The 16,476-nt window shown below is 69.5% G+C and carries 16 protein-coding genes; 7 read left to right on the forward strand and 9 right to left on the reverse strand.

The features are described from left to right. Positions 1-141: 141 nt before the first annotated feature. Positions 142-993 carry a bifunctional methylenetetrahydrofolate dehydrogenase/methenyltetrahydrofolate cyclohydrolase FolD gene (folD, locus tag CKO31_RS04540; protein ID WP_200234412.1) on the forward strand — a complete coding sequence of 284 codons (852 nt, stop codon included), beginning with the start codon at positions 142-144 and terminating at the stop codon, positions 991-993. Positions 994-1,327: 334 nt separating this feature from the next. On the opposite strand, the gene cysS is transcribed toward folD, so the two are convergent. Further along, positions 1,328-2,713, reverse strand: a complete 1,386-nt coding sequence (gene cysS, locus CKO31_RS04545) for a cysteine--tRNA ligase (RefSeq protein ID WP_200234415.1) — start codon at positions 2,711-2,713, stop codon at positions 1,328-1,330. 261 nt (positions 2,714-2,974) lie between these two features. Between cysS and CKO31_RS04550 the strand changes: the two genes are divergently transcribed. Both CKO31_RS04550 and CKO31_RS04555 read left to right on the forward strand, forming a co-directional pair. After that, complete coding sequence (locus CKO31_RS04550; RefSeq protein WP_200234417.1) at positions 2,975-3,466, forward strand: peptidylprolyl isomerase; 492 nt, start codon at positions 2,975-2,977, stop codon at positions 3,464-3,466. Positions 3,467-3,514: 48 nt separating this feature from the next. Further along, positions 3,515-4,375, forward strand: coding sequence for a UDP-2,3-diacylglucosamine diphosphatase (locus CKO31_RS04555; protein WP_200234419.1), 861 nt, complete (start codon positions 3,515-3,517; stop codon positions 4,373-4,375). Positions 4,376-4,388: 13 nt separating this feature from the next. On the opposite strand, the gene CKO31_RS04560 is transcribed toward CKO31_RS04555, so the two are convergent. After that, the gene (locus tag CKO31_RS04560; protein ID WP_200234421.1) at positions 4,389-5,207 is read right to left on the reverse strand and encodes a ferritin-like domain-containing protein; all 819 of its coding nucleotides are present in this window, start codon (positions 5,205-5,207) and stop codon (positions 4,389-4,391) included. A gap of 112 nt (positions 5,208-5,319) precedes the next feature. Here CKO31_RS04560 and CKO31_RS04565 point away from each other — a divergent pair, with 112 nt between their 5' ends. Further along, positions 5,320-5,568, forward strand: coding sequence for a hypothetical protein (locus CKO31_RS04565; RefSeq protein WP_200234423.1), 249 nt, complete (start codon positions 5,320-5,322; stop codon positions 5,566-5,568). A 62-nt stretch (positions 5,569-5,630) separates the two neighbouring features. Here the strand turns inward: CKO31_RS04565 and tsaB are convergent, their stop codons facing one another. The 7 genes from tsaB to CKO31_RS04600 all read right to left on the reverse strand — a co-directional run bounded on the left by tsaB (position 5,631) and on the right by CKO31_RS04600 (position 14,407). Further along, positions 5,631-6,329 (reverse strand): tRNA (adenosine(37)-N6)-threonylcarbamoyltransferase complex dimerization subunit type 1 TsaB, encoded by a 699-nt coding sequence (gene tsaB, locus CKO31_RS04570; RefSeq protein WP_200234425.1) that lies wholly within the window; start codon positions 6,327-6,329, stop codon positions 5,631-5,633. A gap of 55 nt (positions 6,330-6,384) precedes the next feature. Further along, positions 6,385-8,331, reverse strand: a complete 1,947-nt coding sequence (gene yoaA / locus CKO31_RS04575) for a DNA repair helicase YoaA (RefSeq protein ID WP_200234427.1) — start codon at positions 8,329-8,331, stop codon at positions 6,385-6,387. An 85-nt stretch (positions 8,332-8,416) separates the two neighbouring features. Continuing rightward, positions 8,417-9,448: a tetratricopeptide repeat protein gene (locus tag CKO31_RS04580; RefSeq protein ID WP_200234429.1), complete on the reverse strand. Its 1,032-nt coding sequence runs from the start codon at positions 9,446-9,448 to the stop codon at positions 8,417-8,419. 3 nt (positions 9,449-9,451) lie between these two features. Continuing rightward, complete coding sequence (mrcB, locus tag CKO31_RS04585; protein WP_200234431.1) at positions 9,452-11,875, reverse strand: penicillin-binding protein 1B; 2,424 nt, start codon at positions 11,873-11,875, stop codon at positions 9,452-9,454. Positions 11,876-12,137: 262 nt separating this feature from the next. Beyond that, positions 12,138-12,938 carry an ABC transporter permease gene (locus CKO31_RS04590; RefSeq protein WP_200234432.1) on the reverse strand — a complete coding sequence of 267 codons (801 nt, stop codon included), beginning with the start codon at positions 12,936-12,938 and terminating at the stop codon, positions 12,138-12,140. After that, the gene (locus CKO31_RS04595) at positions 12,935-13,873 is read right to left on the reverse strand and encodes an ABC transporter ATP-binding protein (protein ID WP_200234433.1); all 939 of its coding nucleotides are present in this window, start codon (positions 13,871-13,873) and stop codon (positions 12,935-12,937) included. Before CKO31_RS04595 ends, CKO31_RS04590 begins: the two co-directional genes overlap by 4 nt. Before the next feature lie 213 nt (positions 13,874-14,086). After that, a complete protein-coding gene (locus CKO31_RS04600; protein ID WP_200234434.1) occupies positions 14,087-14,407 on the reverse strand; it encodes a hypothetical protein in 321 nt (106 codons plus the stop codon). 391 nt (positions 14,408-14,798) lie between these two features. Between CKO31_RS04600 and CKO31_RS04605 the strand changes: the two genes are divergently transcribed. The 3 genes from CKO31_RS04605 to CKO31_RS04615 all read left to right on the forward strand — a co-directional run bounded on the left by CKO31_RS04605 (position 14,799) and on the right by CKO31_RS04615 (position 16,455). Continuing rightward, positions 14,799-15,275 carry a hypothetical protein gene (locus CKO31_RS04605; RefSeq protein ID WP_200234435.1) on the forward strand — a complete coding sequence of 159 codons (477 nt, stop codon included), beginning with the start codon at positions 14,799-14,801 and terminating at the stop codon, positions 15,273-15,275. Positions 15,276-15,427: 152 nt separating this feature from the next. After that, entirely contained in the window at positions 15,428-16,054 is a 627-nt protein-coding gene (locus CKO31_RS04610; RefSeq protein WP_200234436.1) for an Hsp20/alpha crystallin family protein, read from the forward strand. Beyond that, positions 16,051-16,455 (forward strand): YybH family protein, encoded by a 405-nt coding sequence (locus CKO31_RS04615; protein ID WP_200234438.1) that lies wholly within the window; start codon positions 16,051-16,053, stop codon positions 16,453-16,455. The genes CKO31_RS04610 and CKO31_RS04615 overlap by 4 nt, the downstream gene beginning before the upstream one ends. Positions 16,456-16,476: the final 21 nt, after the last annotated feature.

The following is a 16,476-nucleotide window of genomic DNA, read 5'->3' on the forward strand; positions in this document are numbered from 1 at the left end:
GCATTGGCGTCAGACACCTGATGCAGCGGCGCGGTTTCGCGGGCAGCGCACCTTGGCCAAGCTACGACTGCACGGTGCCGTGCTTGCAGAGCGAGCGCAAGCGCTGGATCATGCCCGCCTCACCACCGACGGAGGTATCGCATGGGCGCAAGCATCCTGGATGGGAAGGCCATCGGGGCGGAGATCCGCGCGCAGGTGAAGGCGCAGGTGGATGCCCGCCTCGCCGCCGGTCGGCGAGCACCAGGCCTCGCGGTGGTGCTGGTCGGGGAGCATTCGGCCTCGCAGGTGTATGTGCGCAACAAGCGTAAGGCCTGCGCGGAGGTGGGCTTTCACTCGGCGTTGCACGAGCTGCCGGCTGACACCTCACAGGCGCAGCTGCTGGCGCTGGTGGACCGGCTCAATGCCGATGACGCCATCGACGGCATCCTGGTCCAACTGCCGCTGCCCGAGCAGATCGACGCCGAGGCGGTCATCGAGCGCATCCTGCCCGCCAAGGACGTGGATGGCTTCCATCCGTACAACGTCGGCCGCCTGGTGCTGCGCATGCCGCGGCTGCGCCCGTGCACGCCCAAGGGCATCATGACCCTGTTGGCGCGCACCGGCCAGCGGCTCGAAGGGCTGGACGCGGTGGTGATCGGGCAGTCGAACATCGTCGGCCGGCCCATGGCCCTGGAGCTGCTGGCGGCACGCTGCACCATCACCGTCTGCCACAGCCGGACCAAGGACCTCGCCGACAAGGCCCGCGCCGCGGATGTGCTGGTGGTCGCCATGGGCCGCGCGCGCTATGTGCCGGGCGATTGGATCAAGCCCGGTGCGCTGGTGATCGACGTCGGCATGAACCGCGACGAGCAGGGCAAGCTCTGCGGCGACGTGGACTTCGCGGCGGCCGCCGAGCGAGCGGGCTGGATCACGCCCGTGCCGGGGGGCGTCGGCCCCATGACCATTGCGAGCCTGTTGGAGAACACGCTCCAGGCGGCGGGGCTGCGGGCATAGCGGGCGCCGGCTTTGATGATAACTCCGACCACCTGGGCTGCTGACTGCTTAGTCTGGCCATCCCGGCCTGACAGAATCAGGGCTGGAAGCCCTGAGTGGGCGCTGATCGTCAGCCTAACCAGCAGCACGAACCTGGCTCCTACGCGCCGGAGGTTCGGCAAGTATTCGCCGTAGGTCGGGCTGAGGCACGAAGCCCGACGCCGCGCTTGCCGTCACCGCCTGATTGCCGGGCCTCCCGACGTCGGCCTACGGGCGGCATCTTCTACCCACCCTCATCCACCATCAGACTTGCGTCGAGCCCCCGCGGACGGTCGCATCCGCGTCGCGATCGATATCAACTGCGCCGCCAGGTCGTCCCGCCGGCACCGTCCTCCAGCACGACGCCTGCGCCCTGGAGCTCGTCGCGGATGCGGTCCGCCTCGGCGAAGTCCTTGGTCTTGCGGGCAGCGGCCCGGCGGGCGATGAGATCCTCGATGGCGGCGTCCGTGAGGCCGTCCTCGCCGCTACCGGCCTTGAGGTAGGCATCCGGGTCCTGGCCGAGCAGGCCCAGGTCATCGCCCAACAAGCGCAGCTCCGCCGCCAAGCCCGCGGCGGCGGCTGTGTCCTCGGCGCGCAGGCGATTCATCTCGCGCGCCAGGTCGAAGAGCACCGCCAGGGCCTCCGGCGTGTTGAAATCGTCGTTCATGGCCGCGTCGAAGCGCTCCCGATAGGCCGCGCCGCCGGCCGGCTCGGCGTCTGCGGGCAGCCCGCGCATGGCGGTGTAGAGCCGGGTGAGTGCCGCGCGGGCGCCGTCGAGCTGGCTGTCGTCGTAGTTGAGCGGGCTGCGGTAGTGGCTGGCGAGGATGAAGTAGCGGACTTCCTCCGGCTGATAGCGCTCCAGGATGTCGCGCACGGTGAAGAAATTGCCCAGGGACTTGGACATTTTCTCGTCGTTAACGCGCACGAAGCCGTTGTGCATCCAGCACTGGACGAAGGGCTCGCCGGTGGCGCCTTCGCTCTGGGCGATCTCGTTCTCGTGGTGCGGGAACATCAGATCCGCACCGCCGCCGTGGATGTCGAAGTGGTTACCGAGGCAGCCGGTGGACATGGCGGAGCATTCGATGTGCCAGCCCGGGCGGCCCGGCCCCCAGGGCGACTCCCAGGACGGCTCGCCGGGCTTGGCGGCCTTCCACAAGGCGAAATCCAGGGGGTCCTGCTTGGCCTCCCCCACCTCGACACGGGCGCCGGCGCGCAGGTCCTGCGGGTCCTTGCCGGAGAGCCGTCCGTAGCCGGGGAAGCTCGCCACCGCGTAGTAGACATCGCCATTGTCGGCGACATAGGCATGTCCCTTGTCGAGCAGGCGCCGAATCATCGCGTGCATCTCGGCCATGTGGGCCGTCGCCCGCGGCTCCTGGTCCGGGCGCAGCACGCCCAGGCGGTCGGCGTCCTCGTGCATGGCGGCGATGAAACGCTCGGTGAGCGCGGCCATGGGCTCGCCGTTCTCGTCCGCGCGGCGGATGATCTTGTCGTCAACGTCCGTGATGTTGCGCACATAGGTCACGGCATAGCCGAGGCGCTTGAGGTGGCGGTAGACCACGTCGAAGACCACCAGCACCCGCGCATGCCCCAGGTGGCAGAGGTCGTAGACCGTCATGCCGCAGACGTACATGCGCACCTGTTCCGGTGTCAGCGGCTGAAAGGGCTCCTTGCGGCGCGTGAGGCTGTTGTGGATCTCGAGCATGGGCAGCAGTCCCCGCCTTTTGTGACCTGATGTGGCAGGCGCTCGGCGCCTCGCCCGGGCTCGGGAACGACCCGGATCGCCGCGAAATCTTAGCAAAGCCCATACCAGTCGAGAACCGGTCCAACGGGGTCGGGGTTTTGCCGAAGCGGCGAAACCCGTAGCATAAGAGACACCAAGCGGCCGCCGGGCCGCATCCACGCTGGCCGGCGCCATCGCCGAGCAGCCGTGCCAACAGCATTCTCATTAGAGCAGGAGCAGCCCATGATCAAGCTGACCACAAACCACGGCGATATCCTCATCGATCTGGATTACGACCACGCACCCGTCACCGCCGCCAACTTCGAGCAGTATGTCCGCGACGGCCACTACGACGGTACGCTCTTTCATCGCGTCATCGACGGCTTCATGATCCAGGGTGGCGGCATGAGCACGGATTTCGTGCAGAAGCCGACGCGCGCGCCCATCGAGAACGAGGCCCGCAACGGCCTCAAGAACGTCACCGGCAGCTTGGCCATGGCACGCACGAACGACCCGCATTCCGCCTCGGCCCAATTCTTCATCAACGTCTCCGACAACGCCTTTCTGGACTACCCGGGTCAGGATGGCTGGGGTTACTGCGTCTTTGGCAAGGTGGTCGAGGGCATGGATGTGGTCAACTCCATCAAGGGCGTCAAGACGGGCGCCCGCAACGGCCACCAGGACGTGCCGGAGCAAGACGTCGTGCTCGAGAAGGCGGAAGTCGTCGAAGGCTGAGCACGCTGCGACCGACCTCGCCCGACGCCACCGCAACACTACCGATCCATGCCGTCCGAGCCCTTGCGCCCATCAGGGGCCGCGCATTCCGTTTCGCATCCCGATGAGCGGCTGTTCATCGCCGATCTGCACCTGTCCCCGGAGCGCGAGCGACTCACTGCACTGTTTCTGGAGTGGCTCCAGGCGCGCGCCGCCGGCAGCGCCGCGCTCTACATCCTGGGTGACCTCTTCGATGCCTGGGTCGGCGACGACGACGATACCTACCACCAGGTGGAGTCCGCCCTCGCCGCCGTCGCCGCGGCAGGCACGCGCTGTCTGTTCATGCACGGCAACCGCGATTTCCTCGTCGGCCGGCGCTTCGCCCGCCGGACCGGCTGCCAGCGGCTGCGTGACCCCACGCGCATCGATCTCGGCGGGGAGCCCGTCCTGCTGATGCACGGCGATCTACTCTGCACCGATGACGTCGCCTACCAGCGCTTTCGCCGACGGGTGCGCAATCCCTTGGTGCAATGGCTGTTCCGGCGCCAGCCGCTGGCCAAGCGCAGGCGCATCGCCGCGGAGTACCGCCAGCGCAGCGCGGCGGCCATGGCGGAGAAGACCGATGCCATCATGGACGTCAACGCAGATGCGGTGCAGCGGCTCATGCAGGCGCACGGCGTCAGTCGGCTGATCCACGGCCACACCCACCGACCCGCCGACCATGAGCTGCGACTCGACGGTGCAGTGGCTTACAGACACGTGCTCGCTGACTGGTCCGCCGACGGTGGGGAAGTGCTGGTGGCCGCGAACGCCAGCCTGCGGCGGGAGGCCGTGTGCCCGCTGCGCCCGTCGGCGGGCAGCGGCGCCCCCTCGCCCATGCCGGCCCCCGACCGAGCACCGACGCCGCCCGGTGCGCGAGCGGCGCGGTAACGATTCCGCCCTGTCATCGGCACAGGGCTTCCAACTGTGCCAGCTCCGCCTCGTCGAAGCCCGCCGCGAGCCGCGCCTGCCGATTCAGCGGGCAGCGGATGCGCCCTTGCATGTGCTTGGCGAGCAGCCGGAAATAGGTCTCTCGGGGCGCCAGGCCGCGCTGCTCGCACAGCCAACGGAGCCAGTGGCTGCCGATGGCCACATGCGCCACTTCCTCGCGCAGAATGACCTCCAGACGCTCGGCGGTCGCCGTATCACCGGCGCGCTGGAGGCGCTCGATCATGCCCGGGGTCACGTCGAGTCCGCGCGCCTCCAGTACCCTTGGCACCAAGGCCATCCGCGCCAGCACGTCATGCGCGGTGGCCTCCGCCATCTGCCACAGACCGTCATGTGCCGGGAAGTCGCCGTACTCGTAGCCGAGCGCCTGCAGACGCGCCTGCAGCATGGCGAAGTGGCGTGCCTCGTCGTCCGCGACCCGCGCCCAGTCCAGCGCGAACGCCGCGGGCATCGCAGGAAAACGCTGCACCGCGTCCCAGGCAAGGTTGATGGCGTTGAGCTCGATGTGGGCCACCGCATGCACCAAGGCCGCCCGGCCCTCGGGCTGGTCGAGCCCGCGTCGCGGCAAGTCCCGGGGTGACACCAGTACCGGGCGCTGCGGCCGGCCGGGCGCCGCTTGGGGCGTGTGCGCAGCGCGCAGGTCCCGGCGCAGATCCCGGCGCAGCTCACCGGCGCGGATGCGGGCCGTGGTCTCCTGTGTCAGACGCACCTTGGCCGCCGGGTCCGGCTCGGCCAGACAGCGCGCCGCGGCCGCCAGGAGCTCGCAGCCGCTCATGCGCCGCGCTTCCGGCCAGACGGCCATCGCGTCGGGCTGCCCAATGCGTTACGCTTCATAGGTAGTCCATCGATAACTAAAAGGTCGCCTGTCGCGGCCGGAGGACAGCCCCATGAAGCTCTGCCCCAAGTGCGCGACGTCGCCGTTGCCGTTCGTGATGATCGCCGTCATCGCGAGCGTCATCGGGTTTCTGACCTGGTTGACCCTGGGCCTCTCGGACTGGGGCGCCTGGCCGCGCCTTGGCATTGCGGCCGCCAGCGTCGGCGCCGTTGCCGCAACGCTGTGGCACTATGTGATCAGCTGTATGCGCCGCCACTGTCGCCATCGGGACGGCTTCGGGGGCATGACCGCCTCTTCGTAGCAGATGGCCGGCGGTGTCCGCCGGGACTCGCCGGATGAGCGCGGACCAGGATAGGCTCGATCTCATTTCGCGGCGCTGCTGGTGACCCGATCGCGCAAGTACACCGGCAGCGCATCGGCAGGGTCCAGCAGCGCACCGGCGGCATAATCCGCGGCGGCGAGTACGGCGACATCCTGAGCCTCGCATGGGCGCTCTGCCTCCACGCTCGCCGGACCCGTGCCGCAGGCCGCTCGCACCGCAGCGGCCAGTACCTCCGGATAGGTCTGCCAGCCGCTACCCGCGGCCGCCCAGGGCCTGGGTCCGCCCGGCACCGTCACGGCCTCGGGGGCGCAGACCCGATCGTCAAGCAACGCCTCCATGAGGCCCTGCGCATTGGCCGCGTAGGCACCGGCATAGACCTCCCCCATCCGAGCATCCAGCGCACAGAGCACGCGCTGCGCACCGGCGTCGCGCCGGCAGCCCTGTGCCAGCGCCGCGAGCGTCGATACCCCCACCACGGGCTTGTCCGCGGCCAGCGCAGCGCCCTGCACCACCGCAGCAGCGATGCGCAGCCCCGTAAAGGAGCCCGGCCCGCGGGCGAAGGCGAAGGCGTCGAGCGCCGCAGCACGCAGCCCCGCCGCCTGCAATAGCTCATCCATCATGCCGACAATGAGCTCGCCGTGGCGGCGCTGCGCCGGCGCGAGCCGCTGGGTCAGGGTGCCGGCGTCATAGAGTGCCGCCGAGCAATGGGCGGCCGAGGTGTCGATGGCGAGCAGTCGCATGGCGCAGTCTTAGCGGTGTCAGCGGAAGTGGACAGCGCAGCCTCGGCGCTTTGGGTCAGGCGGCAGCGGCGTCGAAGAAGGCCGTCACTGCCGCCAGATCTCTGGTGCGCGCCATGGCAGGCAGGCTGGCGAGAAAGACCCGGCCGTAGCTTCGCGAGCGCAGGCGCGGATCGCACAGCACCAGCACACCGCGATCGCCGCCGTCACGAATCAAGCGCCCGGCGCCCTGTTTCAGGGCGATCACCGCCTTCGGCAGCTGCAGCTCCCGGAAAGGATTGCCGCCACTGCCGCGCAGGGCGTCGATTCGCCCCCGCAATAGCGGATCACCGGGCGAGGCGAACGGCAGCCGATCAATGATCACACAAGACAGGGCCTCGCCGCGAACATCCACGCCTTCCCAGAAGCTGGAGGTGCCGAGCAGCACGGCGTCGCCATGGCGACGGAAGCGCTGGATCAGCTCCGCCCGCGGCGCCTCACCCTGCACCAGTAATGGATAGGAGAGCCGCCCCGCGAGCGCGGCGGCCGCCGCGCGCAGCGCACGATGGCTGGTGAACAGACAAAACGCCCGACCGCGGCTGGCCTCGATGACCGCCAGCGCGATCTCGGCCACCTTTGCGTCATAGTCAGCCGCACCGGGCTCCGGCATACTCGGCGGCATGTAGAGCAGGGCCTGGCGCTGATAGTCGAAGGGGCTGTCCCAGCGGGCTGTCGCGGCCGCCTCTGCGCCCACCTGTGCCGCGAAGTGCGCGAATGACTCACCGACGGCGAGCGTCGCCGACGTATAGACCCAGGCGGCTTGCTGGCGGGCCTGATAGCCCTGGAACACCCCGGCGACATCCAGCGGGGTCTGATGCAGGCGAAAGCCCTGACCGCGCAGCTCGAACCAGCGCACCGAGCCATCCTCCTCGCTGTCCTGCAGGCCTTCCAGGCGCTGCAGCAAGCCCACCGCCCGCGTGCGGCATTGCTCCAGCTCTTTGGAGCCGCGCGCCAATGCCGCGAGGGCGGAGTCCATCTCTGCGAGTAGATCCGCCAGCGTCCGCAGGCCCTCGCACACGGCCTCCTCCGCGGCGAGCTCCTGCCAGGCACCGCGGCGGTCATCACCCCCGAGCGCGCGTCGCACCTGTGGCACCGATTCCCCAAGGGCGGCGGCGAGCTCGCGTAGCTGCGGCGCGTCCTCGGCCTCCCCGCGCTGGGCGGTGGCTAGGTCCCGGGCCAACTCCAAGACCTGCCTGCTGCTGATGGAGCTGCCGAAGAACTGGGCCGCGACGTCCGGCAGCTGATGGGCCTCATCGACGATGACGGCGTCCGCACCCGGCAGCACCTCGCCGAAGCCCTCCTCGCGCAGCACCATGTCGGCACAGAGCAAATGGTGGTTGATGACCACCAGATCTGCCTCCTGCGCCCGCCGCCGGGCGGCTATCAGGTGGCAATCGTGCCATTGCGGGCAGTCCTGGCCGAGGCAGTTGTCGGTGGTGGAGGTGACCGCGGGCCAGACCGCGGAGTCCTCGGCGAGGGCCACCTCGGCGACGTCGCCATTGCGGGTCACCGCGGCCCAGTCGCGGACGGCGCCGAGATCGCGCCGGGCCTCCGGGCGCAGCGCGCCGGGGTCCGCCACGGCGCGCTCTAGGCGGTGGCGGCAGAGATAATTGGCCCGGCCCTTCAGCAATGCCGCCTGCACCGGCATCCCCAGGGCGCGGCGCAGCGCGGGGATGTCGCGGTGGAAGAGCTGGTCCTGGAGGTTGCGGGTGCCGGTGGCGACGATGACCTTACGGGCGCTCAACAGCGCCGGCACCAGATACGCATAGGTCTTGCCGGTGCCGGTGCCGGCCTCGCAGATCAGCTGCTCGCCGGCATCGAGGGCGGCGGCCACACGCGCCCCCATGGCCTGCTGCTGCTCGCGCCAGGCAAAGCCCTCGAGGGCCCGGGACAGCAGGCCGTCCGGGCCCAGCACCGCAATAGCTTGCTCCGCTGTCGGCCCGGCGATGGATGCTGCTGGGGCCATGGGTGCTGGGGCCGTGGGTGCTCTGGGGGCATGAGTGCTCTGGGGGCATCGCCGCCGGCGCCATGGGTGCCGGCGCTGCCTGAGGTCAGCCGCCGGCGGCCTTGCGCTCGGCCTCGACGGCGCCCTCGACGTCCCCGCTCTGGCGCCGAATGGTGGCGATGATGTCCCAGTTGTTCTGTTTGAGCTCCGGCTGACTGCCGGCGAGGGCGTTGGAGCGTGCAGCGAGATTGCTGGCCTGCGTCCCCTGCCCCTGCTCCAGGCGCACACGCGCGAGCCGATTCCACAGGTAAGCCTGCTGGGGCTCGATGCGGAGCGCCCGCTCCAAGGTGGCCGCGGCGCCGCCGTAGTCGCCGGTTTGACGCTGCTGCTCGGCCCGCGCGGCCAGCGCCTCCACCGCGGGCGCCATGGCGCTCGGCGCCAATGGCGAGCGCTGCGGCACGCTGGCAACGGTCTCCGGCGCGGGCGGCGCTGCGGGCGTGGACGGTGCGGCCTGCCCCGCACCGGATGCGGACTGCGCCGGTGCTGCCGGCTGTGCGGGCGCTGCCGGCGTTTGGCCGCCCGTGTCGGCTTGGGTCGGCTCGGGCGCTGGCGACGGGCTTGCGGGCGCCGTCTGCTGGGCGGTTTTCGCAGCCGCCTCCTCCGGCTCTGCACTGGCCGCCGTGCGCGGTGCGGCTGCCTCGGGCGGGTCCACAGTGGAGGTGCGCGGCTGCGGCGGGCTCGCCGGCGCGGACCTCGGCTCGGGCCGTGCCGCCGCCTGATTGGGCGCTGCCTGATTGGGCGCCGCCGTGGCAGGTGCGGCCGCCCCGGCCCGCGGGGCCGACTCCGGCTGAGTGCCGGCCTGGGCCTCGGGTTGAGGCTCAGGTTGGGGCTGGGAGTCCGGCACCGACTCCGGCGGCGTATAGGCATAGACCCTGGTTGGCGCCGGCTTCTTCGGGGCGGCTTCGGGGGCTTCAGGGGCTTCGGCCGGAGCGGCGTCTTCGGTATCGCCCGCCGCGGCCCCGCGCTGGCTGGAATCGTACACCGGCGCCGGCGGCTCGGTGCGCTCCTGCATGGCGCATCCCGACAGCAGTATCAGAGGCAGGAGTGCGACGGCGGCAAACCGCTGGACTCTGGACATGGCTCAGTTTCCATAGAAATCGCTGAGGAAAGGGCTGACTTCCCGCTTGCGCGGCTCGTCTTTCGGCTCTGGGCGCCGTTTCGTCTCGGGCGCCCGCGGGGCTGGCTCCTGCGCCACTACCGGCTCCGCCGAGCTGGACGCCTTGGGGGTGCTGCCGCGGGAGGCCGTCCGAGCGCCGCCGCCGCCACAGGCGCTGCCGGCGTAGCCGTCGATGTACGGCAGGGAGCTGCCGCAGGCACCTGCGGTCACGACGCCCTCGGGCGGTGCGTCATCCAAGGGCTGGGTGTCCACGCTGGCCATGATATCGCCCCAGACGCGCAGCGCACCGGTGGAGCCACTGAGACCCATGGGCTCGTTATCGTCCCGGCCCACCCAGGCGACCGCGACCTTGTCGCCACTGAAGCCGGCAAACCAGCTGTCACGCATATCGTTGGTGGTCCCGGTCTTGCCGGCGACGGCGAGGTCCGACGGCAGGCGCCGCTTGAGCCAGGTGGCCGTGCCCTGGGTGACGACCCGGCGCATGGCCCACTGGGTCAGGTAGGCCGCTTCCGCCGACACCACGGACTCCACGGCTAGCGGATAGCGGTTCAGCGGGCGGCCAGAGGCGTCGAGCACCTCGCGGATGGCACGCAGCGGCGCCCGAAAGCCCCCGGCGGCGATGGTCTGGTAGGCCTGGGCCACTTCCACCGGCGGCAGGGAGACCGAGCCCAGCAACATCGCTGGTACGGCGTCGATGTCGCGCACAGCGCCGAGGTCTCTGAGCAGACCAGCCACCTGGTCGACGCCCAAGTCCAGGCCGAGATTCACCGTCGCGAGATTGTAGGATTTCACCAGGCCGCGGTAGAGCGGCACGGTTCCATGCACGCTGTGGTCGTAATTCTTCGGCCGCCACATCACGCCGGCCACGCGCAGGTTGACCGGCTTGTCTTGGATGGGGGTCACCAGGGAGTAGCGCTGCGGCTGCGACAAGGCCTTCAGGTAGATGACCGGCTTGATCAGCGAGCCGATGGGGCGCACCGCGTCCAGCGCGCGATTGAAGCCGGCGTAGCCCGGGTCCCGGCCGCCGACCACAGCGAGGACCTCGCCTTGGGCGACGGAGGTCACGACGGCCGCGGTCTCGAGCGTGCCTTCCGGCAGCCGGCGCGAGCGGTCGAGCTTCGGCAGGCGCGCCTTGACGGCCGCCTCGACATGGGCCTGGGTCAGGGGGTCCAGGGTGGTAAAGATGCGCAGGCCCTCGGAGCGGAGGTCCTCCTCGCGGTAGTCCCGACGCAGCTGTCGGCGCACCAGCTGAATGAAGCCCGGATACTCGCCGCTCGGTCGGGCGCCCCCTTCCACGACCCCGAGCGGCGCCTGCTTGGCCTGCTCCGCGTCGGCCTTGGAGATGATCTGATGATGGGCCATCAGGTCGATCACCAGGTTGCGACGCTCGCGGACGCGCTCGGGATTGCGCTGTGGGTTGAAGTCGGAGGGACCCTTGAGGATGGCCACGAGCATCGCGGTCTGCGGGATGTCCAGCTCGTCGATGTCGCGGTCGAAATAGAACCGGCTCGCGAGGCCGAAGCCGTGAATGGCACGGCTGCCGTCCTGCCCCAGATAGACCTCGTTGGCGTAGGCGGTCAGGATCTCGTCCTTGTCGTAGCGCCAGTCCAGCAGGACCGCCATGTAGGCCTCGTTCAGCTTGCGCTCGAGCGTGCGCTCCTGGGTGAGGTAGAAGTTCTTCACCAGCTGCTGGGTGAGGGTGCTGGCGCCCTGCACGGTACGCCCGGCGCGCAGGTTCTCGTAGGCCGCGCGCAGGATGCCCTTGGGGTCGACGCCGTGGTGCTGGTAGAACTGGCGGTCCTCCACCGCGAGCAGGGTCTTCACCAGGCGCGACGGCAGCTGCTCGCGCCGCAGCAGGACGCGGTCTTCGTTGTGGGTGGGGTAGATGCTCGCGATGAGCGCCGGGTCCAAGCGCACCAGCGCCAGCGGCGTCGCATCATTGCCGTCGGCAACGGCTTTCACCACGCCGCCGGCGAGGTCCACGCTCAGGTAGCGCTCGGGCTCGTAACCGTCCCAATAGCGAAAGGGGCGGGTGCGGATCGCCGCCTGCTCGCCGTCGATGTGATAACTGCCCGGGCGCGCGAGCTGCGCGTCTTCGCGATAGCCGAGGCGCCCCAGCTCCCCTTCGAGCTCTGCCACGGACAGCGAGCGCCCCGTGTAGATCTCCAGCGGGCGGGCATAGACCCGCGCCGGCAGCGCCCAGCGCTTACCTTCGAACTTGGCGCGCACCACCTTGTCCAGATGGACGCCGTAGAGCCCGACCGCGAGCCCCACACCCAGCGCCAACAGCACCAGCGCACGCACCGCAAAGCCGAAGAAGCCCATGCCTTCCTTCGGCTGACGGCGTCGGCGCGATGACCTCGGGTGGGGGCGGCGTTGCTTTGGCATGGCTTTGGGTGGTCGGTATTAGGCGCGTATGCGCGCTCTGAGTCGGTGCCTTATGGACAGGGGCGCATGACCAACGGGCGCGTCAACGGCTCTCACTTCAGTGGCTTGAGCCACCATCTGCACCGAAATTCTAACACGTCCGCGACGGCGGCCAACGCTGTGCCCGACAGTCCGTGCCCCCCGCGCCTCGGGCAGCTCGCTTGGCAAACGCCGATTGATTGGCGTTTCCCTCGGTCTTGGCGCCAGCCCTACCAGATCAGCGCTATTGCTTGATGCCGACCCCGCGCTCCAGCAAGCGCAGGCTCACCGCACCGAGCGCCACGATGAAGGCAGCGATGATCACGAAGGCCATCACCAGCGGGATGTCCGTGGTCCCGAGCAGCCCGTAGCGGAAGGCGTTGACCATGTAGAGCACTGGATTCAGCAGCGACACCCATTGCCAAAACTCGGGCAACAGCTCGATGGAGTAGAACACCCCGCCAAGGTAGGTCAGAGGCGCCAGCACGAAGATAGGCACGATGGAGATGTCATCGAAGCTGTTCGCGAACACGGCGTTGATGAAGCCGCCCAGGGCGAACAGCACCGCCGTCAGCACGAACACCGACAGGGTGACGAGCCAGCTGTGCGGCGCCACGTCGGTGAAGAACATTGCCACCAGCATGACCACGAGACCGACAATGACGCCGCGGACCACGCCGCCGGCCACATAGCCCGCCAGGATCACCCAGGGCGGTGCCGGCGAGACCAGCAGCTCCTCCACGTAACGCGAGAACTTGCTGGAATAGAAGGACGAGACGACGTTGCTGTAGGCGTTGGTAATGACCGACATCAAGGCCAAACCCGGCACGATGAAATCCATGTACGCGAAGCCGCCCATGCTGCCGATGCGGTCACCGATCAGCCGCCCGAAGATCACGAAATAGAGCATCGTCGTGATGGCCGACGGCAAGATGGTCTGCACCCAGATACGCGAGAAGCGCAGCACCTCCTTTTGCAGTAGCGTCGAGAAGGTGACCCAATAGCGATACCCGCGCCGCAGGTCCGTGCCCGAGTGTGCGCTCATGCGGCCTGCGCCGGGGCGATACCACGGCCGCGGTCGATCATCTCCAAAAACAGCTGCTCCAAGCGGTTTTGCTTGTTGCGCATGCTCGCCACCTCGACGCCGGCGGCGCGCAGCGCTGCGAAGAGGTCGTTCAGGGTCTGCCCGCGGTGCAGCTGCGCCTCCAACGTGGTGGCGTCCAGCCGTTTCACGTCGAGCCCGGCGAGGGCCGGTGCCGCGGCCAGCGGCGCCGTAAGGGTCAGCACGAAGGCCTCCGCGTCCAGCTCCGCGAGCAATGCCTGGGTCTCTGCCACCGCCGCGATTCGCCCGTCATCGATCATGGCGATGTTGCGGCAGAGGCTCTCGGCCTCTTCCAGATAATGCGTCGTCAGGATGATGGTGGTGCCCTCGGCATTCAGCTCGCGCAGGTAGGCCCACATGGCGCGGCGGATCTCGATGTCCACGCCCGCCGTCGGCTCGTCCAGGATCAGGAGCTTTGGGCGATGCACCAAGGCCCGGGCGATCATCAGCCGCCGCTTCATCCCGCCGGACAACAGCCGCATCTCCGAGCGCCGCCGCTCCCAGAGGTCCAGTTTCTTCAGATAGAATTCCGCCCGCCGCCGTGCCTCCCGCCTAGGGATGCCGAAGTATCCGGCCTGGTTGATGACCACCTCGGCCACGGGCAGGAAGAGATTGAAATTGAACTCCTGGGGCACGACGCCGAGGGAGGCCTTGACCGCCTCGGGCTCGGTGTCGAGGTCATGCCCGAACACGCAAACCCGGCCGGACGTCTTATTGACCAGGGAGGTGACGATGCCGATGAGGGTGGACTTGCCGGCCCCATTGGGCCCGAGCAGCGCGAAGAAGTCGCCCTCCTCCACCGTCAGATCCACGCCTTTCAGCGCTTCGAAGCCGGAGCGGTAGACCTTACGGAGCTGTTGGACGACGAGGGCGTGCATGCGGCGGAGACGGACTGCGGGGTGCGGCGCGGGATTCAGAGGCAGCGCTGACGAGCCGCCAGAGCCACGGCAGGTCGCGCGAGGGGCCGGTACGCTAGCCGCTGCGGGCAGGCTTTGCAAGCACACCGGGACGGCGCCCGGCAACGGCTCGATTGCCGGAACGGCGCTGACGCCGGGGCGCCGTCGCCCCCCGGCGGTGCCTGTGGCGGTCGCTCAGGCGCTGCCCGGGCGTTTGCGCTTCACAGCCGCTGCGAGCAGCCGATCACGGCCCGCCGTCAAGTAGGTCAGGACCAGCCCGCCGTAGAACAGCGCCGAGCCGACGAGCAGGCCGGACAGCCCCCACAGCCAGACCAAGGCGCCGGCAGAGAGTCCGAGGCCGGCGCCGTAGCCCGCAAGCGATGCGGCTGTCGCCGGCGCGCGCAGCCGTAACAGAACCAGGGCAGTCGCAGCGGCGAAGACCAGCGCTTTGATCCCCACCATGGCGTGCAGCAGGTTGGCGAGCGCTGCATCCGCACCGGCCGGCGCTTGCAGCATGAGCGCGGCCACCGCGCCAAGACCTGCTCCCAGCGCGACGGAAGCCGTCACCACGGCTCCACCCGCAACGCCCGGGAGCGCGCCAAGTGCCGATGGCGTACGGCCCCGGGGCGCGGCATGCAGCGGGACGGCCGCCGTGCCGCCCGGCACCGCCGGGGTTGCTTGCTCATCGGTGCCCTGTCTGGCCATGATGACCTCCGCTGCTGTGGGGAACGCTCTTGGGTCGATTCTGCGCTCGTTGATCGGGCAGCTCAACCGCAGGCGACGCCTGTCGCCATCGCCATGCACCCCACCCGCGCCCGGCCCTCGCAACACCAAGGACGCTGGCAGAGACTCTGGAATCCTTCACTGTTACCAACACACCGCTGGGCGTGAAACACCGGGATTCCCTATGCATCTGGCCCTGCCAAGACCAGACCTGGCCCTGACGCTGGAGCGGCTCGGTATCGCGCTGACCGAGGTCGAGCGCTTGGCTCCGATTCCCGGCAGCTATTGGGGACCGCCCGAGGCGGGCCTCATCGGCCATCGACTCTATGTCCGCGGCGACACGCCGCTACACTCGGCGCTGCACGAGGCCTGCCACTATGTCTGCATGCCCGAGGCACGCCGGCGCAGTCTGCACACGGACGCCGGTGGCGACGACGCCGAGGAGAGCGCGGTCTGCTACCTGCAGATCCGTATCGCCGACCAACTGCCGGGCGTGGGCGCCGAGCGCCTGTGCCGGGATATGGATGCCTGGGGCTACAGCTTTCGCCTGGGCTCCGCCTGGGACTGGTACCAACAGGACGCCGACGATGCCCGAGCGCTGCTGTTGCACTGGGGCATACTGGCGAGCGACGGTACTCCCACATGGCGCTGCCGACGCTGAGCGCTCCGCCCTATACTGTCCGGGCGGCTGCGCTGCCCGGGTCCTGCGGTCTGCATCCCGCGATCCGGTCCGCTTCGCCTGTGCCGGGCTGGCGCACTCGCGCGCTGCGGCCATTGCGCCATAATGACCTCAATCCACAGGAGACCTTTTTGATGAATCTGCGTTGGAGTGTGCTTGCCTTAGTATGTCTGTTGCTGCCGGCACTCGCGCAGGCCGACGACCATGCCCCGGCTGCGGTCCAGTCGTTTCCGCCGAGCATGCCGCCTAGCGGCGCACCGATGCAGCCGCCGGCACCGGTTCCCGCGCCGCGGTTCCCGCCGCCGGCCCAAACGGCGGCGTCGGAACAGGGCACGGGCGAGGCGCCGATGCCCCCCGAGTACGACGCCGACACGGGCCGCATCGCCTTCGATTTTGCGGGACTCAGGCTGACCCAGAGCCGCAGCGACGACGCCTACCTGCTGGACATCGACCTGCGCGGGCTGCCGCCCGAGCAGGTACAGATCCGACCCGCCGGGGGCGGCCTGCTGCTGGCGGTGCGCCGCACAGCAGAGACCAGCCGCGAAGAGACCCTCGAGGGCGGCCGCGGCTACCGGCGCAGCTGGGGCTTTTCCACCGGTCAGCGCGTCAAGCGCCTGCCGGCCCCGCCGGATGCAGACGTGCGCAACCTGCAGCGCACGGACGCCGACGGGTCCATCCGGGTTCGCATTCCGCGGCGGGCCGACCTGCCCGGATACGGGCCGCCAGCGCCCGAGACGGCACCGCAGGAGCCGCAGCAATGAGCGACGGCTTCGACACGCCCCAGGCCGCCGAAGACGCCTACTACGACGCGCTCGAGTCCCGCGATGCGGACCTCATGGCCCGCGTCTGGGACGACTCGCCCGACGTCGCCTGCATGCTGCCCATGCAGCCCATCGTCCACGGCGTGCAGGTGCGCAACATGATGCGCGATCTCCTGCGCAGCGACGTGCCCATCGACATCCGGGTCACCCACATCCGCTGGGTGGGGCTCGGCGACGTGGCCATCCACTACGCCCAGGAGCACAACAACGCCGCGCAGGCGCCGCCGGATGCCCCGGGCATCTTCGCCACCAATGTGTTCCGCCGCCGCGGGGACGCCGGCTGGACCATGATCCTGCACCAGAACTCGCCGCCGCCGCCGGACGGGCCACCGCGTCGCTGAGCGCCGACGCCAGCCAGAGCA

The organism is Thiohalocapsa halophila (assembly GCF_016583825.1).
In the GTDB taxonomy this organism is placed as follows: domain Bacteria; phylum Pseudomonadota; class Gammaproteobacteria; order Chromatiales; family Chromatiaceae; genus Thiohalocapsa; species Thiohalocapsa halophila.